General features: G+C 68.8%; 20 protein-coding genes and 1 riboswitch. Of the genes, 10 read left to right on the top strand and 10 right to left on the bottom strand.

Going from position 1 to position 19,451, the window contains the following annotated elements:
* Window positions 1–27: 27 nt before the first annotated feature.
* The 4 genes from gcvPB to gcvT form a co-directional block, all read right to left on the bottom strand.
* Window positions 28–1,584, bottom strand: a complete 1,557-nt coding sequence (gene gcvPB / locus Q0L11_RS06160; RefSeq protein WP_296596086.1) for an aminomethyl-transferring glycine dehydrogenase subunit GcvPB — start codon at window positions 1,582–1,584, stop codon at window positions 28–30.
* Between the two features lie 2 nt (window positions 1,585–1,586).
* Complete coding sequence (gene gcvPA / locus Q0L11_RS06155; protein WP_296596085.1) at window positions 1,587–2,921, bottom strand: aminomethyl-transferring glycine dehydrogenase subunit GcvPA; 1,335 nt, start codon at window positions 2,919–2,921, stop codon at window positions 1,587–1,589.
* Window positions 2,922–3,085: 164 nt separating this feature from the next.
* Window positions 3,086–3,451, bottom strand: coding sequence for a glycine cleavage system protein GcvH (gene gcvH / locus Q0L11_RS06150; RefSeq protein WP_296596083.1), 366 nt, complete (start codon window positions 3,449–3,451; stop codon window positions 3,086–3,088).
* 185 nt (window positions 3,452–3,636) lie between these two features.
* Window positions 3,637–4,758, bottom strand: a complete 1,122-nt coding sequence (gene gcvT / locus Q0L11_RS06145; protein ID WP_296596082.1) for a glycine cleavage system aminomethyltransferase GcvT — start codon at window positions 4,756–4,758, stop codon at window positions 3,637–3,639.
* A 174-nt stretch (window positions 4,759–4,932) separates the two neighbouring features.
* Window positions 4,933–5,036: riboswitch (glycine riboswitch) on the bottom strand.
* Window positions 5,037–5,206: 170 nt separating this feature from the next.
* On the opposite strand from gcvT, the gene Q0L11_RS06140 reads away from it, so the two are divergent.
* The 3 genes from Q0L11_RS06140 (at window position 5,207) to Q0L11_RS06130 (ending at window position 9,032) form a co-directional block, all read left to right on the top strand.
* A complete protein-coding gene (locus tag Q0L11_RS06140) occupies window positions 5,207–8,080 on the top strand; it encodes a TrlF family AAA-like ATPase (protein WP_296596081.1) in 2,874 nt (957 codons plus the stop codon).
* A 362-nt stretch (window positions 8,081–8,442) separates the two neighbouring features.
* On the top strand, window positions 8,443–8,745 hold the full coding sequence (locus tag Q0L11_RS06135) for a hypothetical protein (protein ID WP_296596080.1): 303 nt from the start codon (window positions 8,443–8,445) through the stop codon (window positions 8,743–8,745).
* Window positions 8,742–9,032 carry a hypothetical protein gene (locus tag Q0L11_RS06130; protein WP_296596079.1) on the top strand — a complete coding sequence of 97 codons (291 nt, stop codon included), beginning with the start codon at window positions 8,742–8,744 and terminating at the stop codon, window positions 9,030–9,032. Before Q0L11_RS06135 ends, Q0L11_RS06130 begins: the two co-directional genes overlap by 4 nt.
* A gap of 58 nt (window positions 9,033–9,090) precedes the next feature.
* On the opposite strand, the gene Q0L11_RS06125 is transcribed toward Q0L11_RS06130, so the two are convergent.
* Complete coding sequence (locus tag Q0L11_RS06125; RefSeq protein ID WP_296596078.1) at window positions 9,091–9,603, bottom strand: DNA-deoxyinosine glycosylase; 513 nt, start codon at window positions 9,601–9,603, stop codon at window positions 9,091–9,093.
* Window positions 9,604–10,186: 583 nt separating this feature from the next.
* Here Q0L11_RS06125 and Q0L11_RS06120 point away from each other — a divergent pair.
* Window positions 10,187–11,026 (top strand): hypothetical protein, encoded by an 840-nt coding sequence (locus tag Q0L11_RS06120; RefSeq protein ID WP_296596077.1) that lies wholly within the window; start codon window positions 10,187–10,189, stop codon window positions 11,024–11,026.
* Window positions 11,027–11,135: 109 nt separating this feature from the next.
* Here the strand turns inward: Q0L11_RS06120 and Q0L11_RS06115 are convergent, their stop codons facing one another.
* Window positions 11,136–11,747: a PEPxxWA-CTERM sorting domain-containing protein gene (locus tag Q0L11_RS06115; RefSeq protein ID WP_296596076.1), complete on the bottom strand. Its 612-nt coding sequence runs from the start codon at window positions 11,745–11,747 to the stop codon at window positions 11,136–11,138.
* A gap of 148 nt (window positions 11,748–11,895) precedes the next feature.
* On the opposite strand from Q0L11_RS06115, the gene Q0L11_RS06110 reads away from it, so the two are divergent.
* The 3 genes from Q0L11_RS06110 (at window position 11,896) to Q0L11_RS06100 (ending at window position 14,213) form a co-directional block, all read left to right on the top strand.
* Window positions 11,896–12,363 (top strand): hypothetical protein, encoded by a 468-nt coding sequence (locus tag Q0L11_RS06110; protein ID WP_296596075.1) that lies wholly within the window; start codon window positions 11,896–11,898, stop codon window positions 12,361–12,363.
* A gap of 121 nt (window positions 12,364–12,484) precedes the next feature.
* Window positions 12,485–13,447, top strand: coding sequence for a TraB/GumN family protein (locus tag Q0L11_RS06105; protein WP_296596074.1), 963 nt, complete (start codon window positions 12,485–12,487; stop codon window positions 13,445–13,447).
* Window positions 13,448–13,502: 55 nt separating this feature from the next.
* Window positions 13,503–14,213, top strand: coding sequence for a hypothetical protein (locus Q0L11_RS06100; RefSeq protein ID WP_296596072.1), 711 nt, complete (start codon window positions 13,503–13,505; stop codon window positions 14,211–14,213).
* Between the two features lie 7 nt (window positions 14,214–14,220).
* Here the strand turns inward: Q0L11_RS06100 and Q0L11_RS06095 are convergent, their stop codons facing one another.
* Complete coding sequence (locus Q0L11_RS06095; RefSeq protein WP_296596071.1) at window positions 14,221–14,595, bottom strand: VOC family protein; 375 nt, start codon at window positions 14,593–14,595, stop codon at window positions 14,221–14,223.
* A 457-nt stretch (window positions 14,596–15,052) separates the two neighbouring features.
* Between Q0L11_RS06095 and Q0L11_RS06090 the strand changes: the two genes are divergently transcribed.
* Both Q0L11_RS06090 and Q0L11_RS06085 read left to right on the top strand, forming a co-directional pair.
* A complete protein-coding gene (locus tag Q0L11_RS06090; RefSeq protein ID WP_296596070.1) occupies window positions 15,053–15,994 on the top strand; it encodes an alpha/beta fold hydrolase in 942 nt (313 codons plus the stop codon).
* Entirely contained in the window at window positions 15,994–16,455 is a 462-nt protein-coding gene (locus tag Q0L11_RS06085; protein ID WP_296596069.1) for an FKBP-type peptidyl-prolyl cis-trans isomerase, read from the top strand. The genes Q0L11_RS06090 and Q0L11_RS06085 overlap by 1 nt, the downstream gene beginning before the upstream one ends.
* 42 nt (window positions 16,456–16,497) lie before the next feature.
* On the opposite strand, the gene Q0L11_RS06080 is transcribed toward Q0L11_RS06085, so the two are convergent.
* From Q0L11_RS06080 to Q0L11_RS06070, 3 genes are read right to left on the bottom strand one after another with little or no spacing between them, the layout of a single operon-like run.
* Window positions 16,498–17,061, bottom strand: a complete 564-nt coding sequence (locus tag Q0L11_RS06080) for a demethoxyubiquinone hydroxylase family protein (protein ID WP_296596068.1) — start codon at window positions 17,059–17,061, stop codon at window positions 16,498–16,500.
* Complete coding sequence (locus tag Q0L11_RS06075; RefSeq protein ID WP_296596067.1) at window positions 17,058–17,573, bottom strand: disulfide bond formation protein B; 516 nt, start codon at window positions 17,571–17,573, stop codon at window positions 17,058–17,060. The genes Q0L11_RS06080 and Q0L11_RS06075 overlap by 4 nt, the downstream gene beginning before the upstream one ends.
* A gap of 30 nt (window positions 17,574–17,603) precedes the next feature.
* On the bottom strand, window positions 17,604–18,182 hold the full coding sequence (locus Q0L11_RS06070) for a YqaA family protein (protein ID WP_296596066.1): 579 nt from the start codon (window positions 18,180–18,182) through the stop codon (window positions 17,604–17,606).
* Window positions 18,183–18,299: 117 nt separating this feature from the next.
* On the opposite strand from Q0L11_RS06070, the gene hppD reads away from it, so the two are divergent.
* Window positions 18,300–19,397, top strand: a complete 1,098-nt coding sequence (gene hppD / locus Q0L11_RS06065) for a 4-hydroxyphenylpyruvate dioxygenase (protein WP_296596065.1) — start codon at window positions 18,300–18,302, stop codon at window positions 19,395–19,397.
* Window positions 19,398–19,451: the final 54 nt, after the last annotated feature.

Here is a 19,451-nt window from a genome sequence, read left to right as displayed (position 1 = left end):
CACAGGATCTCGTGCAAATCCCATGGCTTAGCTTGCCGACGAATCGGCCCGCCACGTCAGCCTTGGCTTCCGCGCGGCGAGGGTCTCGTCCAGACGGCGCAGCGGGGCGAGGTGCGGGGCGCCCTTGAACCGGTCCTTGTCGTTCCCCTTGGCGGCCGCGGCCAAAGCGCGCAGGGCGTCGCAGAAGCGATCCAGTTCGCGTTTGGATTCGGTCTCGGTTGGCTCGATCAGCATCGCGCCATGGACCACCAGCGGGAAATACATGGTCATTGGATGGAAGCCCTCGTCGATCATCGCCTTGGCGAAGTCGAGGGTGGTCACGCCCGTGCCGTCCAGCCACGCGTCGTCGAACAGGGCCTCGTGCATGCAGGGGCCGTCCGGAAAGGCCGGGGTCATGACGTCGGACAGGCGCGCCTTGATGTAGTTGGCGTTCAGCACCGCGTCCTCGGCCACCTGGCGCAGGCCGTCCGAGCCGTGGCTGCGCATGTAGGCGTAGGCGCGTACGAACATGCCCATCTGGCCGTGGAAGGCGCTCATGCGGCCGAAGGCCTGGGCGGCGTCGCCCGCGGCTTCCTCGACGAGTTGCAAGCCGTTCGCCCCACCGACCACCCAGGGGGCCGGCGCGAACGGGGCGAGGGCCGCGGACAGCACGACTGGACCCGCGCCCGGACCACCGCCGCCGTGGGGCGTGGAGAAGGTCTTGTGCAGGTTGATGTGCATCGCGTCGACGCCAAGATCCCCGGGGCGGACGCGGCCGACGATGGCGTTGAAGTTGGCGCCGTCACAGTAGAAATAAGCACCGGCGGCGTGCGTAAGCTTGGATATTTCGATGATGTCGCGTTCGAATAGTCCGCAGGTGTTGGGGTTGGTGACCATGATAGCGGCGACGTCGGGGCCGAGCTTGGCCTCGAGGTCGGCGAGGTCGACGCGGCCGTCTTCGGTCTGGGCGATTTCCTGGACCGAGTAGCCGACAAAGGCGGCGGTGGCCGGGTTGGTGCCGTGGGCCGAGGTGGGGACCAGGACGGTGCGGCGATGGCCCTGGCCGGCGGCCTCGTGGGCGGCCTTGATGCAGAGCAGGCCGCAGAGCTCGCCGTGGGCGCCGGCCTTGGGCGAGAGCGCGACGGCGGGCATGCCGGTCAGGGTCTTCAGCCAGTGGGCCAGACGATCCATCAGGGCCAGGGCGCCCTGGGTGGTCGAGACGGGGGCCAGGGGGTGCAGGTCGGCGAAGCCGGCCAGGCGGGCGGCCTTCTCGTTCAGGCGCGGGTTGTGCTTCATGGTGCACGAGCCCAGCGGATAGAGCGCCAGGTCGATGGCGTGGTTCTTCTGGCTGAGGCGCACGTAGTGGCGCATGGCCTCGGGCTCGGAGAGGCCGGGCAGGTCGACGCCGGCGCGGGTCAGGCCGGCGAGGTCCGAGGCGTCCTCGGCGACCTCGGGTAGGTCGACGCCGGTCTTGGTCCAGCCGCCTAGTTCGAAGATCAGCGGCTCGTCCTGGAGGAGGCCGCGGCCCCCGGTCAGCGACTGGAAGCCGGCGGCCTCGGTGGAGCCCTCGGGGCGGGTGGGGCGGCCAATGGTCTGCATGGTCATGGTCAGGCGGCCTTCAGGGCGGCGGCGAGCGCGGCGATGTCTTCGGAGGTGGTGGTCTCGGTGGCGCAGAGCAGCAGGACGTCGTCCAGGCCGGCGTGCGGGTCGAGGCGTGAGTAGGGGACGCCGGCGAGGATGCCCTGGGCGGCCAGGGCCTCCACCAGGGCGGCGGCCGAACCCTTCACGCGCACGGCGATCTCATTGAAGAACCGGGGCGTCAGCACCTCCAGCCCCGCGCCGTCCACGGCGGCCTTCAGCTCGCGCGCCTTGGCGTGGTTGATCTTGGCGAGCTCAGCCAGGCCCGTCCCGCCCAGCAGGGTCATGTGGATGGTGAAGGCCAGGGCGCAGAGGCCCGAGTTGGTGCAGATGTTGGACGTCGCCTTCTCGCGGCGGATGTGCTGCTCGCGGGTCGACAGGGTCAGCACGTAGCCGCGGCGGCCGTCGGCGTCGACGGTCTCGCCGCAGAGGCGGCCCGGCATCTGGCGCATCAGCTTCTCGCGGCAGGCGAAGAGGCCGACGTAGGGGCCGCCGTAGTTCAGGGCGTTGCCGATCGACTGGCCCTCGGCGACGGCGATGTCGGCGCCCATCTCGCCGGGCGACTTCAAGAGGCCGAACGACACGGCCTCGGTCGTCACCACGATCAGCAGGGCGCCCTTGGCATGGGCCGCCTCGGCGATCTTCGTCACGTCGGTGACGACGCCGAAGACGTTGGGCGTCTGGACCACGACGCAGGCGGTGTGCTCGTCGATGGCGTCGATGACCGCGGCCTCGGCGTCGATCGCCGCGGTCTGGCGCACGATCTCCATGCCCTCGGCGTGGGCGATGGTCTGGGTGGTGGCCGCGTAGTGCGGGTGCAGCCCGCCGGAGAGGATGGCCTTCTCGCGGCGCGTCACCCGCTGGGCCATCATCACGGCTTCGGCGCACGCCGTAGAGCCGTCGTACATCGAGGCGTTGGCCACCTCGAGGCCGGTCAGGGCGGCGACCTGGGTCTGGAACTCGAACAGCACCTGCAGCGTGCCCTGGGCGATCTCGGGCTGGTAGGGCGTGTAGCTGGTGAGGAACTCGGACCGCTGGATGATGTGGTCCACCGTCGCCGGCACGTGGTGGCGATAGGCGCCCGCGCCGCAGAAGAACGGCCCGGCGCCGGCGGCGCGGTTCATGGCCGAGAGGGCGGTCAGCTCACGCTCCACCTCCAGTTCGCCGGCATGGGCCGGCAGGTCCACCGGGCCGGGCAGGCGCGCGGCCCTGGGCACGTCGGCGAACAGCGCGTCCACGTCGGGCGCGCCGATCACGCCCAGCATCTGCGCGCGGTCGTCGGAGGTGAGGGGGAGGTATCGCATGGGCTATCCGGTCACTCGGTGCGCGCCGCAGGCGCTATTTTGTTTGTCCACGAACCACACGAACGACACGAACGGGCCTTGCGAGCGGCGAGGCCGAAGACGGGTGGGAAACGCGTTCGTGTGGTTCGTGTGGTTCGTGGACGAATTCACTGGCGCTGCGCGCCTTACTGCGTCGCCAGGAAGGCTTCGTAGGCGTCGCGGTCCATGAGGGCTTCGTACTGGGCGGGGTCGGCGACCTTGATCTTGGCGAACCAGCCGCCGTTCTCGGGGTCGGCGTTCACGGTCTCGGGCGCGTCGCCCAGGATCGAGTTGCCCTCGACCACCTCGCCCGAGATCGGGGCGTAGACGTCGGAGGCGGCCTTGACGCTCTCGACCACGGCGAAGGCGTCGCCGGCCTTCACCTGCTTGCCGGCCTCGGGCGTCTCGACGAACACCACGTCGCCGAGCTGTTCGGCCGCGTGGGCGGTGATGCCGATGGTGGCCACGTCGCCGTTCAGGACGACCCACTCGTGATCCTTGGTGAAGCGCATTGGAGGTCTCCGCTAGAGTCGATGCGCGCTGCAGGCGCTGTTTAGATCGTCCACGAACCACACGAACCACACGAACGGGTCACGCGACCGGCCGCGGCGCGGCCGCAGGCTTCCTTGTTCGTGTGGTTCGTGTGGTTCGTGGACAAATGGAATCGGCGCTGACGCGCCATGAGCGCCAGCCATGGTCACGCCTTGCGCACGTAGCGGTGGGGGACGAAGGGGGAGGCGACGACTTCGGCGGACTGGGGCTTGCCGCGGACGATGACCTTCAGCTTCGTGCCGACCGCCTTGAAGGCCGGGGGCACGAAGGCCAGGGCGATGCCGGCCTTGAGGCAGGGGGAGTGGCCGCCCGAAGTGACGACGCCGATCACGTTGCCGGCCTCGTCGGCCACCTCGGCGCCCTCGCGGGCCGGGGCGCCTTCCAGCACCCGCAGGCAGACCTTGGCGCGGGGGGCGCCTTCGCCGAGTTCCTTGACGATCCGCGCCGCGCCCGGGAAGTCGCGCTGTTCGCGCCGGTTCTTGTTGATGGCGAAGGTGAGCCCCGCCTCGACCGGCGAGACCGTCTCGTCCAGGTCGTGGCCGTAGAGCGGCAGGCCGGCCTCCAGGCGCAGGGAATCGCGGGCGCCCAGGCCGATGGGGCGGACGCGCTCGTCTTCCAGCAGCAGGTTCCAGACGCGCACCGCCTCGGACGCCGGGACCGAGATCTCGTAGCCGTCCTCGCCGGTGTAGCCCGAGCGGGAGATGATGAGGTCGGTCCCGAAGCCGGGCATGGACCGGATGTCCATGAACACCATGTCGGCGGCGGCGGGGACGTGCGTCTGGACGACGGCCGCGGCCTCCGGCCCCTGGATCGCCATCAGCGCCCGGTCCTCCAGGCGCTCGATGGTGACCTGGCCGGCCAGCTCGTCGTCGATGACCTTGAAGTCGTTGTCCTTGCAGGCCCCGTTGACCACCACGAACAGGCCGTCGTCATCAGGACGGCCGGCCATCAGGTCGTCGATGATGCCGCCCTTGTGGTTCAGCAGGACGGAATACTTCTGCTTGCCGGGCTTCAGGCCGATGAAGTCGCCGGGGACCACCTCCTCGAAGGCCGACAGGGGCGACACGCCGCGCAGGCGGGCCTGGCCCATGTGGGAGACGTCGAACAGGCCGGCGTGCTCGCGGGTCCAGAGGTGCTCCTGCATCACGCCCATCGGGTACTGGACGGGCATGGTGTAGCCGGCGAACGGGACCATGCGGGCGCCCAGCGCGATGTGCGCCTCGGTGAGCGGGGTGGTCTTGAGGGTGTCGGTGGCCTGGTCGGCCATGGGGAGACTCCGGGTGACGATCCGGCGCGCGGCAGGGGTTCGCCCTGACGTCACGCGCCCCCGCTGTCCCTTGAGCCTGAGAGATTTCGGGTGCGCCGGTGGTCGGCGGCCCTCTGCTCCTTCGGCGTCCTGTCGTCGCTCCGTGAGCTAGGACGGGAACTTTCCAGCGTTCATCAGCCCGTCGCGGTCCTTTTGCCTGAGCGTTTCCGGGGCGGTTGCGCCTTCGGCTCCCCTCCGGCGCCGGGTGGCGGTGGAGGAGTCTCTCCCGCGAGAGTTGGGGCGGTTGTGGCGGCGGGGGGGGGGGGGGGGGGGGTGGGGGGGGGGGGGCTGAATCTGAGATGACGTTGGAAGCGCCTGCTCGGGGCCGCCATGTATACGTCGGAAGCGATCTAGATTTCAGCAAATGGTTGAACCAAGCTATTGCTAAAGCGTGGGTCGAGGGTGGGGCTTGCTGAAGCGCGGTTCTGAGTGGCGACGTTGGGACTTGCACGTCCATACGCCCGGCACAGCGATGGCAGATCGCTTCAAAGGCGATTGGGATGGCTACCTGGGCGCGATTGAGGGGCAGACAGACGTCACCGTCATCGGCGTGACCGACTACATGTCGATCTCTAACTATTCGCGAATGCGGCGGGAAAAGGCGAGTGGACGGCTCGCTAACGTTGAGCTCTTGATCCCGAATATCGAGTTCCGCGCGACACCGGAGACCGTCAAGGGCCGCGCCATCAACCTGCACGTCCTAGTGGATCCCACCCAGCCGGATCACGAACGCCAGATCCTCGAAGCACTCCGGCGCCTGACCTTCACCTACAATCGCAAGCCATATGGCTGTGTGCCCGAAGATTTGAGGGAGCTCGGCCGAGCGCATGATCAGTCGATCACAGACGCTGGAGCGGCCGAACGCCATGGCATCGGCCAATTCAAGGTTTCCTTCGAGACACTCCACAAGTGGTACCGCGAGGAACATTGGTTGGCAGGTCACAGCCTCCTCGCAGTCTCTAACAGCGGAACCGATGGCGTCAGTGGACTGCCGCTCGATGATGGATTTGGCGCGCTTCGCGAAGAGATCATCCGCGCCTCGCAGCTGATCTTCTCGGGAAACCCGAAGGACCGAGATTTCTACCTCGGTCTAGACAAGAACTCCGAAGCTGAATTGAAAAGAGTCGGAGGAGTCAAGCCCTGCGTTCATGGGTCGGATGCGCATGAACTGGCTCGGCTATTTAAGCCTGATCAGGATAGATTTTGCTGGATCAAGGCGGACACGACATTTGAGGGGCTCCGGCAAGTCCTCTTCGAGCCAGCTGACCGCGTCTATATCGGCGTCGCGCCGCCCGACATGCATGACCTCAGCAGGGTGATCGACAGTGTCACCATCCGTGATCCGAGCGGATGGTTCGAGTCGATGGTCTTGCCGCTCAATCCCGGTATAGTCGCGGTCATAGGCCAGAAGGGCTCCGGGAAATCAGCCCTCGCCGAACTTATCAGCGCCGCTGCCGGCAGCGCGGCTCCGGCCAAAGATGCCTCCTTCCTCAGTAAGGTTGAGCGCCACCTCGACAATCTCAGCGTCACGCTGACCTGGGCAGACGGACAACAGAAGGCACATCGGATCGGTGATGGGCCTTATAGAGGGGACGCAGTTCGGTATCTCTCGCAACGGTTCGTCGAGCGCTTGTGCGCGGAAGATCATGTCGGCGCTGATCTCGTGAAGGAGGTCGAAGCAGTCGTTTTCGCGGCGCTCGACCCGACCGAAACCCTGAATGCCACTGACTTCAATGAACTTCGCTCGATTAAGACCAGAGCATTGCGTGCGGAGAGGGAACGAATCGTCACTCGTGTGCAGCAGTTGATCCGGGAGGGCGACCGGCTTCGAGCGCGCTTTGGAAAGCTTGGCGAGTTGAAGGCCCGTGTCGCGACCCTTCAAGCCGAGGCCGGAAGCCTCAAGCTGCAAATGCCTGCCGCAATCAATGCGGAGGACGCCAAAATCCAAGAGGCTATGGCGGCGGCGCGGGCCAAGCTCTCCACTCTGCAGGCCGTCGCGGGTGGCAGCAAGCAACGCCTAGTCAAGATCGGTGATGTTCGGGCCGCAGTCGCTGGATTCTCCCGCGACATGCGGCAGTTCTACACCTCGATCACCCCTAAGCTGCAGGAGCTTGGCCTGAACGAAGAAGCCCAACAGCTCTTCGAGCCCAAGTTCACGGGCGACGCAGAGCGGCCCCTGGCTGCTCTCGAACGTAGCATCAATGAAGACATCCGCGCTCGCCAGGGTGATCCTGACGCTCCCGCGCCGGAGACAATCGCCGCCGTCGAAGCCGAGATCAATAGATTGAACGGTCAGCTCACTGCAGATCGTGCGATGAGGGAACGGATCGACGCCATCCAGAAGCGGCTGGCCGCCATAGACGTTGAAGCAGTACGCCTCGTCGAGGAAATCGCTCGCATTGAGGGACCTGAACTGACCCGGCGTCGCGCCCTACCAGATGAGCGCATGGACGCCTACAAGACCTATTTCGAAAGCCTGCGCCAAGAACAGGCGATTTTAGAGGCCTTGTATGGCCCCATCCGACAGCGGCTCCAGACAAGCCGCAAACAGGAACAGAGCCTCGAATTCTACATCCGTTGGGATGTCAATACAGCGGCATGGATCGCCACCGGCGATGCCTTGTTCGACCAGCGCCGCGGCACACCGGCTGGCGATCTGAAGGCCGCTATTGGCGACGAACTTGCTCCTGCTTGGCGCTCCGGCGATCCTGAGAAAATCGCTGACGCGCTAGGCAAGTTCATCGAGCCCTTCAACGCTGCGTTTCTGGACGGTAAGGCGGCGCTCCGCACAGGCGCCACGGTTGTCGATGTCTTAGATTGGCTGTTTTCGACTGGGCACATCGAGTTGACGTATGGTCTTCGCTACAATGCGACGGAACTGGAAAAACTATCGCCGGGGACCAAGGGGATTGTTCTATTAATCTTGTATCTTGGCATGGATACAGACGACAGCCGACCACTTATCATCGATCAACCCGAGGAGAACTTGGATAGCGAGTCGATCTACGATCTCCTCGTGCACTACTTCCGCACCGCGAAGCGGCGGCGGCAGATCATTCTCATTACCCATAACCCGAATCTAGTGGTTAACACTGACGCGGAGCAGGTAATCGTCGCCACATGTGGGCGCCAAGCGAACGGCCTCCCGGCGATCACCTACGATGCGGGTCCTCTTGAGGACGACCGACCGGGTAACGGTATTCGAGCAAAGGTGTGCCGCATCCTCGAAGGCGGAGAATCGGCTTTCCACGATCGCGAACGTCGCTACGCGCTCACGTCCTAGCCGCGCCGCGCGGATGGTCAGCTTCTGGACCCGAACCCAGCGTGCCCTCCTAGCGCCAGCACCGACCATCACCTGCGGCCCCACCGCAGCATGCCAGCCTCTTCCGCTTCCTCAAGGACGGCCCTGGCGGGCCGCCGCTGGGGCGGTTGGGGCGCGGGTCGCGCCCAATCCTTGACCAAGCTCCAGAGGCCGGCAGGGGCTGACCGTGGCCTTCAGGGTGGGGTGCGTCCGGGCGGACGTGCGCCATGGCGCGGTGGCGCATGGCGGGTGCGGTGTTAGCCAGAAAATGGAAGCTGCTGTTAGCGCATCAGGCCGAGGATGCGACCTGTCGGTGGACGCGGAGCCCTGCGTTGCGAGTTATGATGGACATTCCGATCATGGTGGGGGCCGCCGCCTGGGGCTCCGGCAATGGCGCCGTGGAGATAGACGCGCTTCCGACGCCGTGGACGCACCTCTCGCTGCCCTTTTGGGACGCCGAGTTTTCGGAGGTCGGGTTTGAACCGAGCATGTTGGCGTGGGGTCCGGTGGCCTATGAGGACGGCGGCCACGGCGTCCTGATGGACGGCATCGTCGTCGAAACCGAGGACGACGCGCGTCGCGTCGCAAGGCTTCTGGAGGAACGGCTCGGCTTCTTCATTCTGGAGTACTGGGGGAGTTTCAGATGACGCTCAGTGCGAGGACCATTCTCCACGCGCCGATCTCGGACGAGACTGCGCTGGGGGATTTCGTGGAGCGGTGTCTCCGTCACGGGGTTTCGCTCGTTGCGATCGTCGGGCCGGACAGTGAGCGCCTCGAAGAACTCGTCAACGATCTCGTGGTGGGCGATGGGTCCGATCCCGAGGGCTTTCTCTGCACGACATCGCACCCGAATGAACCGTTGGACGAGGTCGTGAACTTTGCGCGGGCCTGGGAGGCTGAACGCGCCGGCGGTGTTGAAGAGGTGCGCCTTTAGCCGGCAGGACGAGGCTGGTCGCTGAGAGCGCCGACCGCAGCATGCCAGCCTCTTCCGCCTAGCCGGCGGCCAGCAGCGGTCGCAGCAGCAGCCATTTGGACAGTTTGGCTTCGAACGGGATCGCGCAGTAGGCCGCGCTGCTCGACGGAAGCGGAACGAGCGTGATGTGGGGGTGGCCTTGGAGCTGGCGACGGCCGATGGCGAGGGCCTTGCCGCCGTTGAAGGCGAGGGCGCGCACGGACGGGAAGCGGTCGAGCGCCGCCGCGAGAGGGTTGGCGCTGTACCCCCGGATATCCGAGTCCAGGCTGCCGGTTCGCGTCGCCGAGCCGACGACGTCCCACAGGCCCACGCCGGCGTTCAGCAGCGCGGCCAGGCGCGTCTCGTAGTCCAAGGCGGCGAGGTCGGCCGCGACGACGGGCGCCATGAGCCGCCAGAACTGGTTGGTCGGGTGGGCGTAGTACTGTCGGCGTTGGAGCGAAATTTCGCCCGGCAGGGAGCCCAGGACGAGCACGCGTGTCCGGTCGTCGGCGAGCGGCGCGAAGCTTGTCTTGCGGGATGCGTGGTCGGGCATGGTCGCGGACGGCTCCTTGTGTGGCGGGCGGGGATGGCGAAGGCCCTACCGCAGCATGCCAGCCTCTTCCGCTTCCTCAAGGACGGCCTTCCGATGCGCTGGCGCGCATCGGCCCCCCTCGCTTCGCTCGCCACCCCCAGCGGGGATGGAATGGGCCGCCGCTGGGGCGGTGGGCGCCCATCCTTGGCTAAGCTCCAACCCTCCCGGCAGGGGCTGACCGTGGCCTTCAGGGTGGGGTGCGTCCTGGCGGACGCGGGACCACCTCTCTCTTTGCTCGTCATGGCCGGGCTTGTCCCGGCCATCCAGATGCGCCGGGCGGGGGTTCGCGCGCGGCGGTGCGGCGGCGGCTGGCTGAGACTTTTCGGCGCTTCTGGATCCCCGGGACGAGCCCGGGGATGACGAGTTGGAAGTGGGAAGGGCCGGCTGGCCGGCGCCCTGGAATGGATGGCCGGCCCGAGCCCGGCCATGATGTTCTTCGTTTGTTCTTGATTTTGCGCGCGGATTGGGCTAGGGTTCGGGCAGCGTCGATGACTGCGCCTGGGGCGCGGCGGCGTGGCTTTCTGGACAGTCGAGAGATGGTGCGATGGCGGAGGACATGGATCCTGCGGCGACGGCGGCTGTGTGCGCGCCTGCGGCCGGCGGGGACGCTGCGCAGAGCGGCAGCGCCCACGGGCGGGGCGGGGGCAAGAGCGGCGGCAAGCGGAAGAAGCCGCGCACCTATGTGCGCTATTCGCCGGAGGTGGCGGTGAAGCTGTGCGCGCGGCTGGCGCGGGGGGAGCTGCTGTATCACATCGCCCGGACGCGGGGGATGCCGACGGCCGAGGCGGTGGCGAAGTGGGCGAAGGCCAAGCCGGACTTCGCGGCGGCGCTGCTGGAGGCGCGGCGGGCCGGGGGGCGGCCGGCGGGGACGTGCGGGCCGGCGTTCACGATCAGCGAGGAGGTGGCGGACGAGGTGTTCGAGCGGCTGTGCGAGGGGCAGAGCCTGACGGCCATCGGGCGCGACCCGACCATGCCCAGCCTGTCGACGCTGTTCTACTGGCGGCGGCGGTTCCCGGAGTTCGAGGAGCGGGTGCAACTGGGCATGCGGATCCGCGCCGAGGTGCTGAGCGACGAGGGCTGGGACATGGCGTTGGCGGCGACGCCGGAGACGGCCTACCTGACCGGCGTGCGGCTGGGGCACCTGCGCTGGCTGGCCGGGGTGATGGCGCCGCGGGTGTTCCGCCTGAAGACCGTGGAGCCCGAGCGGGGGCCGGAGGTGGTGAAGACGCTGTTCCGGCACTTCGGCGTCGAGGTGGACCCACAGACCGGCGAGCGGAAGGTGGTGGCCTGGTGCCCAAACCCCGAGACCGGGCACGTGGAGCGCGAGGACACGCCGGGCTGGCGCCCGCCGGCGGGGTACGGGCGGCTGCCGGGGGGCGGGTGAGGCGGTGGGATGAGTGGGGCGCCGGTCGGGTTCCGGCCTTCCGCGCCACCGGGCGACGGGAAGGCCGGGCGACGGGAGGCCTGGCGGCAGGAAGGCCTGGCGTCCGGGATCAGGCGAGCGCGGCGCGGCGACGGCGGAGCGCCGAGCCGGTGGCCGCGAAGCCGGCGATGAGCAAGGCCCAGGTGGCGGGCTCGGGCACGCCCTGGACCGGGTCGCGGCGGGTGATGGTGACGCTGTAGGTCCCGTCGTCGAACGAGATCGGCCAGACCTGGGCGAAGACGCGGGGGTTTTCCCAGCGGGTCTCGCGGTAGAGCTCGGTCCCCTCCGGCACGCCGTAGATCGTGTAGTAGCTGTCGGACAGGAAGTACTCGCGGGTCATCTCCGGGATGACGAAGGAGTAGGTGAAGGCGCTTCCGACAGCGGCGTTGTAGATGGTGACGTCGCCGTTGCTGCCGTCGATGAACTCGCTGTGCGGCCGGGGCGCCGGCGCGCGGAAGATGTCCCAGTGATAGTCGTAGCCGACGCTGAAAACGTAGTCGGCGTCGCTCGAGCTGGTGAACGCGATGTCGTAGGTCCCGGCGCCGGGCAGGGCGACGAACTGGGCGAACGCGTCGGCCTGGATGGTTCCGGCCTTGCTGAAGACGACGGTGTCGGCCTGGGCGGGCGCCGCAAACGCGGCGATGGCGATGGCCGCGGCGGCGGCAAAGCTGACTGTACGCATGTGAACGAACCCCAATGAACAGGAGAGGGATCATTAACCCTTTCGCCACCGGGGCAAGATCGCTCGCGCATCGCGTGTCTAAAACTGCAACCGGAGCGCGTCCGGGCGCTCGGCGTGAACCTGGGCGCAGCCTGGGTGTTCAGCATCGATGAAGATGCTCGACCTGGTTCCGTCCGCCCTGATCGGCGCTGTTGCGAGCGCGCGGTCGATGACGCCGATGGCGGCGCTGTCGACGGCGCGGCTGGCGGGCGGGCGGCTGCCCGGGCGGCTGGTTCTGCTGGACCATCCGCTGTTCCGCTTCGGGGCGCTGGCGATGGGGGCGGGCGAGCTGCTGGGCGACAAGATGAAGTCGGCCCCGGACCGGACCGTGTTCCTGGGCCTGCTGGCGCGGGTGGCCAGCGCGGGGATCGCCGGGGCGGCGCTGGCGCCGCGCGGCCGCGAGAAGGCGGGCGCGGCGGTGGCGGTGGGGACGGCCGTGCCGCTGGCCTACCTGACCCTGGCGGCGCGCAAGCGGGCGATCGCGGCGGTGGGCCAGACGCGCAGCGGCCTGGTGGAAGACGCCCTGGTGGTGGCCGCCGGCGCGGCGATCGTCGCCCTCTGCGCCCGGCGGCGGTAGGCGGCCGGCGCTCTATCCCGGGGCGTGTACCGGTACGCCGGCGCCGCGAACTGTCCGCGCCATGGCCAAGGTTTCGCCGCAAGCGCCGCCGATCCGTGTTCGACCGGATCGGGGAGAGATCATGCGCAGAGCGATGGCGGGCGGCCTTGTGGCGGCCCTTTGGATGGCGACGGCGAGTGTCGCGGCGGCGCAGCCGCGGACGGCGATCGAGGATCCCGAGGCGAACATCGTCTCGGAGCTGGTGGTGCAGGCGCGCGAGCCGGGGCCGGCGTGGTGGAAGGTCTCGGACGCGGACACCACGGTGTACATCCTGGCCCTGTCGGACGAGCGGCTGCCCAAGGGGCTGGCCTGGGACCAGCGGTGGCTGCAGCGGCGGCTGAAGGGGGCCAACAGCCTGATCGTCGGCACGCGGGTGAGCCTGCGGGCCGGGCTGGGCGACGTGCCGGCGCTGCTGCGGGCGCGGGCGAAGCTGCGGTCGAAGACGCCGCTGGAGGAGAGCCTGCGCGAGCCGCTGCGCAGCCGGTTCGTGGCGGCGCGGGAGCGGGCCGGGCTGCCGGCCAAGCGCTATGCCGGCTGGACCCCGCTGATGGCCGGCGCGCAGCTCACCGAGGACGTGCAGAAGGCGCAGACGGCGCCGTCGACCATGGACCAGATCATCAAGCTGGCGAAGGCCGACAAGGTGAAGGTGGTGGACCCGGCGCGGTACAAGGCCGTGCCGTTCGTGAACACGGCGCTGGCCTCGCTGACGCCCTCGGTGCACGAGCAGTGCCTGGACGGGGCGCTGAAGGACCTGGAGGCGTCGCGGGCCCAGGGCCGGGCGGCGGCCGAGGGCTGGGCGCGGGGCGACGTGGGCCAGGCGCTGACCGCGCCGCGCAGCTTCGAGAAGTGCCTGCTGCTGCTGGGCGGCGGGCCCGAGCTGTGGCGGCGGATGACGGCCGACCAGGCGGCGGCGATCGTCAACGCGCTGGAGACCCCCGGACATTCGGTGGCGGTGGTCAGCCTGCGCCCGCTGCTGGCCGAGGGCGGGGTGATCAGCCAGCTTCGCCTGCGCGGGGTGGACGTGGAGGGCCCGGGCGGCGATTGAGGCCGTGCGGCCGGCGGGCCGCATTGTGGACATGCTTGGCGGGTTGGTTCGGACGATGGAGCGCAGGCGATTTCTCGGTCTGGCGGCGGGCGCGTCGCTCGTCCCCGGCGTGGCGGCGGCCGAGTACGGGCCGGGCGTGCAGGCGGTGCTGGACCGGGCGCGCAAGGCGGCCGGCGGGCCGGCCTGGAGCAAGATCGCCGGGCTGCACGAGACGGGCGTGGAGGATGGGCAGCGCTACGAGCGCTGGGTCGACGTGCTGCGCTTCGGCCTGCGCACCGAGGTCGAGGCGCCGGGCGGCAAGCTGGTGCGCGGGTTCAACGGCTATGGCGCGTGGAGCCTGCTGCCGAACGGCTTCGACCGGGCCAAGGCGCCGGCGCCGACCATGACCCAGGCGCTGTCGGAGGCCTATTTCGCCGGCTACGGCTATTTCTTCCCGAGCCGCTTCGACGTGCGCAGCGCGCACCTGGGCGTGCGGCCGGCGGGCGGGCGCAGCTACGACGTGCTGCGCATCCATCCCAACGGCGGCGAGCCGCGCGAGGTGTGGTTCGACCGCAAGAGCGGCCTGCCGGGCCGGATGGTCGAGGTGCGAGGGACGCAGCCGCTGACGGTGGAGATGGCGGACTGGCGCCACGCCGGGCCGGTGATGGTCCCGTTCCGCTATGTGACCACGGGCGGCGGCCTGCCGAAACCGCTGGAGCGGCGCGTGGACGGCGCGGACGCCCGGCCGGTGGCGCGGGAGATGTTCAGTCTCCCGCGTCCGAAGTAGCGACCGATCAGAGGCGGTGCATGGCGCAGAGCTTGTTGCCGTCCGGGTCGCGCAGGTAGGCGAGGTACATCTTGCCGACGCTGCCCTCGCGAACGCCCGGGGGCTCTTCGCACGAGACGCCGCCCGCCGCGACGCCGGCATCGTGCCAGGCCTTGACCTGGTCGGGCGAACTGCAGGCGAAGCCGATGGTGCCGCCGTTGGCGAAGGTGGCGGCCTTGCCGTCGATGGGCTTCGAGACCGCGAAGACGCCGGCCGGCGAGAGGTAGAAGATGCGGTGGCCGTCGACCATCGCCGGGCCGACGCCCAGCGTCCCCAACAGCTTGTCGTAGAAGGTCTTGGCGCGGTCGAGGTCGTTCGTGCCGACCATGATGTGCGAGAACATGTGGTGCTCCTCCCGATGGGACGCGGACCATAGCCCGGCGCCGCTGGGGAACGGGAGCCCCCGGCGCGGTGACGTTGAACCGGGGGCTCCCGCTGGACGCCGGCCGCCATCGAACAGCCCTTGGCGACTCGGCGTCCAATCCTGAGAGATGCAAGACCAGAGAGGATAAGCGCCCCCGCCGCGGGGGGCGGAACGGGGGCGCCTGCGGCCGGCAATCGCCATCGTCGGGTGGCCAGTGAAAGCCGCAGCTTCACAATGCTGCAGCAACAAGTCGGTTCCAGGATTCGCGATACATGGATGTTTTTCTCGGGCAGGGTGAACGCAACTTTCTTCCGCCGGTTGAAGTTTTCCCTCCGACGGCGAGGTTTCAGCCGCCGTCACAGCCCCAAGAGCCCCCGGTCCGTCAGCCCCGGACCGGGGGTTTCCTTATATCGGCGGGCCAGCGTAGGGATGGGGCATGCTGCGCCTGATCCTCCTCCTGGTCCTGGGGCTGGTCGCCGCTTTCGGCGCGGTCGCCGTCGCCGCCGAGGCGGTCGCCCGGAGCGTGACCCCGCGCGGCGATCTGGTGGACATCGGCGGACGACGGCTGCGCCTCGTCTGCGAGGGCCCGCGCTCGGACCGGCCGGTGGTTTGGATGGAAGCCGGGGCGTTCAGCGGTGCGGCCGACTTCGCGGCGATCCAGCAGAAGCTGTCGGCCAAGGGTCTGCGCTCCTGCGCCTACGATCGCGCGGGGATGGGCTGGTCGGATCCGGGGCCGGCGCCGCGCGACGGCGACGCCATCGTGGGCGACCTGGAGAAGCTGATCGCCGCCTCGGGCGAGACGGGGCCGTTCGTGCTGATGGGCCACTCGATGGCCGGGCTCTACGTGCGCCAGTATGCGCTGCGTCATCCGGACAAGGTGGTGGGGGTGGTGCTGCTGGACGCGGTGACGCCGCAGATGATCGAGCTGCCGGGCGCCGAGCGGTTCGTGGCGCGGATGACCGACCTGGCGCGGCTGGGCGCGACGGCGGGGCCGCTGAAGGCGCCGCTGTACTGGTGGGGCGACCGGATCGGCCTTCCGCCGGCCGGCAAGGCCGAGAAGCGGCGGGGCTTCATCTCGGCCCGGCAGAGCCGCGCGGCCTATGCCGAGGTGCTGCAATGGCGCGCCGCGGCGACCCAGGCCAAGGCCGCGGGCGACTATCCGCCGGAATGGCCGGTGGCGGTGATCACCGCCGGCCCGCCGTCGCCGCAGATGGACGTCTGGAACGCCGTGCGCCAGGCGCCGGCCAAGGCCGCGCGCGCGGGGATGGTGGAGAACATCGACGCCGCCAGCCACACGACGATGCTGGGCCTGACCCACGGCGACCGGGCAGTGGCTGGGGTGGAGTTCGTGCTGAAGGAGGCGGGGATACCGGAATGATGCGCCTCAAGTTGGCGGGCGGCGCGCTCGCCCTGACGCTTTGCCTCGGGTCGGCCGTGCCGGCGATGGCGCAGGAGCGGACGATGCCGGCCGTCAGCTACACAGTGCTGCAGGCTGGCCCGAAGACGAAGCCGCCGCCGGTGCGCGCCAGCGCGGTGCAGGTCCGCTATGTGGGGCGGCTGGAGGACGGGTCGGTCTTCGACACGTCGGACGGGAAGGGCGGCGCCGGAGGGACGGCCGTCTTCCCGCTACGCGGGCTGATCGGCGGCTTCCAGGCGGCGCTGATGCAGATGCAGCCGGGGGACAAGTGGCGGGTGCGCATCCCGCCCGAGTTCGCCTACGGACAGGCCGGTTCGCGGCTGTCGGGCAAGACCCTGATCTTCGATATCGAACTGGTGGACTGGGCCGAGCTGCCCGCCGCCCCTCCGCCTGCGATGACCGAGTTGCCGAAGCCGAAATAGGTCAGGACGGCGAGCGGCCGGCAGGCTCCTCGAAATCGTGCGCTAGATCTTCTCGCTGATCTTGATCGCGGCCCGGCAGCCGGCGCCGATGACGGCCGATAGCAGGGCGTAGCCGGGGGCTTCGCGCGCGCCTTCATCCACCGCCTGGTCGCGGTGGGCGATCTCCTCGTCGCGGAACTTCGTGAGCTCGGCCGCCAGCTCGGGGTCGCGCCCCTCGAGTTCGGCGATCTGGCCGGCATAGTGCTGCTCGATCACACTCTCGACCGCCTCGGTGCAGGCGTGGGCCGCCTTCTCGCCCAGCAGGGCCGTACCTGCGCCGAGGGCGAAGCCCGCCAGCCGCCAGACCGGCGCCATCACCGTGGGGCGGACGCGCCTCTCGTTCAGCAGCTTGTCGAAACGGGCGAGATGCTCGGCTTCCTGGCCTTCCAGCTCGTGGAAATGGGCCGCGAGCTGCGCCTTGCCGGACGCCGCGCCCATCACCGCTCGCTGGCCGCGATAGATCTGCACGGCGGCGAGTTCGCCGGCGTGGTCGACGCGCAGGATTTCGGCCAGCCGGGCGGCCTGGGCCCCGCGGCCCGGCCGGGGCGGGATCGCGCGTTCGGTCATCGCTTGCCGCGCTCCCTGATGGCCGCCAGCCCGCTGACGATCGCCAGGACCAGCGAGACGACCGCGTTCCAGCCGGCCATGGACAGGCCCGCGAACACCCACGGCGCCTCGTCGCAGGCGGGCGGCTTGACCTTCGCGCCCTCCAGGAACGCGGACAGGTCGGCCGCATTGACCGTCCCCCCGCCGGAGGAGCAGGCCTGTGGACCCGGCCAGAACTTCCACTCGGCCCCGGCGTGGTAGACGGCGAGGCCGCAGCCGGCGAGGAACATCAGGCCGAGGACCCAGCAGGTGGCCTCGCGCCAGCGCGGTCCGCCGGGCATGCGGACCACCACCATGAAGGCGGCGCCGACGCCGAGGATGGCCCAATAGACCTCGCGCTGGCGCAGGCAGAGCGTGCAGGGCGCGTAGCCGCCGAAGGTCTCGAAGGCGTGGGCCGTCGCCAGCATCGCGGCGGCCACCAGGACGGCGCAGAGCCGCCAGCGGTCGAGGAAGGGTCGAAGCAAGTTCGTCATCCGGCGGCCCTTATGGCGCGAAAACCGACGCTAGCCAAAGAACTTGAGCGCCGCGAATCCGCCGACGAGCAGCACCAGCAGCAGGACGCCGTAGAGGTTCATGCGCCGCTCGAACTCGGCCAGAAGGGCGGGGCCGTAGAACTTGAGCACCGTCGCCACGGCGAAGAAGCGGATGCCCCGGGTCAGGATCGACGCCCAGACGAAGGTGAAGAGGTCGAAGCGGGCGAACCCGGCGGTGATGGTCACCAGCTTGTAGGGGATGGGGGTGGCGCCCTTGATGAGGATGACCCACAGGCCCCACTGGTCGAACCAGTGCTGGAACTCGGCCCGCCCGTCCGCATGGCCGAAGATCCGCAGGATCGCCTCGCCCAGGGGCTCCAGGAAGACGCCGATCGCGTAGCCCAGCAGGCCGCCGATCACCGAGGCGGCGGTGCAGATGCCCGCATAGACGAAGGCCTTGTTGGGTCGCGCCGCCACCATGGGCGCGAGCATCACGTCGGGCGGGATCGGGAAGAACGAGCTCTCGGCGAAAGAGACCACCGCCAGGGCCGCCGGCGCGTGCCGCGAGGCGGCCAGCCGCATCACCCAGTCATAGAGCTTTCGGAACATGCGCGATCCAGGAGGAGATTCGAGCGTTTCAGCTAGCAGGGGCGATTGCGGTTGTCTTGGCACTTCCGCAAACTGGTTTCAGATGATACCAACTGCCGCCGAACAGGAGGCCCACCGATGAACGTCCAGACCCCCGCCGCGACCCGCGACCTCTTCGACAACCCGCTGGGCACGGACGGGTTCGAGTTCGTCGAGTTCACCTCGCCCGAGCCGGAGCGTCTGAAGGACCTGTTCGAGAAGATGGGCTTCACGGCGGTGAGCAAGCACCGCTCCAAGAACGTGCTGCGGTTCCGCCAGGGCGACATCAACTTCATCCTCAACATGGAGCCGGCCGGCCAGGCCGCCGCCTTCCGCGCCGAGCACGGGCCATCGGCCAACGCCATGGCCTTCCGGGTGCGCGACGCCGCCAAGGCCTTCAAGCTGGCGGTCGAACGCGGCGCCAAGCCGGTGCTGGGGCCGGTGGGGCCGATGGAACTGAACATCCCCGCGATCGAGGGGATCGGCGGCTCGAACCTCTACCTCGTCGACCGCTATGGCGCGCAGGAGATCTACGACGTCGACTTCGTCCCGATCCCGGGCGCCGAAGAGCAAATGGCGAAGAACGCCAAGGGCCTGACCTATCTCGACCACCTGACCCACAACGTGCACCGCGGCAACATGGTGAAGTGGGCGGACTTCTACGAAAAGATCTTCAATTTCCGCGAGATCCGCTACTTCGACATCGAGGGCAAGCAGACCGCCCTGCTGTCGAAGGCGATGACCAGCCCGGACGGCAAGATCCGCATCCCGCTGAACGAGAGCCAGGACGAGCACTCGCAGATCGAGGAGTTCCTGAAGGACTACAAGGGCGAGGGCATCCAGCACATCGCGCTGGGCACCGACGACATCTATGCCTCGGTCGAGACGATGCGCGACCAGGGCGTGAAGTTCCAGGACACCATCGACACCTACTTCGACGGCATCGACGCGCGCCTGCCGGGCCACGGCGAGAACGTGAACCGGCTGCGGGCCGACCGCATCCTGATCGACGGCGCGCCCAGCGAGGGCCAGGGCCTGCTGCTGCAGATCTTCACCGAGAACATGATCGGCCCGATCTTCTTCGAGCTGATCCAGCGCAAGGGCAACGAGGGCTTCGGCGAGGGCAACTTCAAGGCCCTGTTCGAGTCGATCGAGCTGGACCAGATTCGCCGGGGCGTGCTGCCCGCGAAGGACTGAGGTTTTCACATGCGCGAGCCAGTTCCTCCCCCCTTGGGGGAGGTGGCGCGGAGC

The organism is Phenylobacterium sp. (genome assembly GCF_024508875.1).
Taxonomy (GTDB): domain Bacteria; phylum Pseudomonadota; class Alphaproteobacteria; order Caulobacterales; family Caulobacteraceae; genus Phenylobacterium.
The sequence above is the reverse complement of the archived record's forward strand: the minus strand, read 5'-3'. Positions and strand labels throughout refer to the sequence as shown.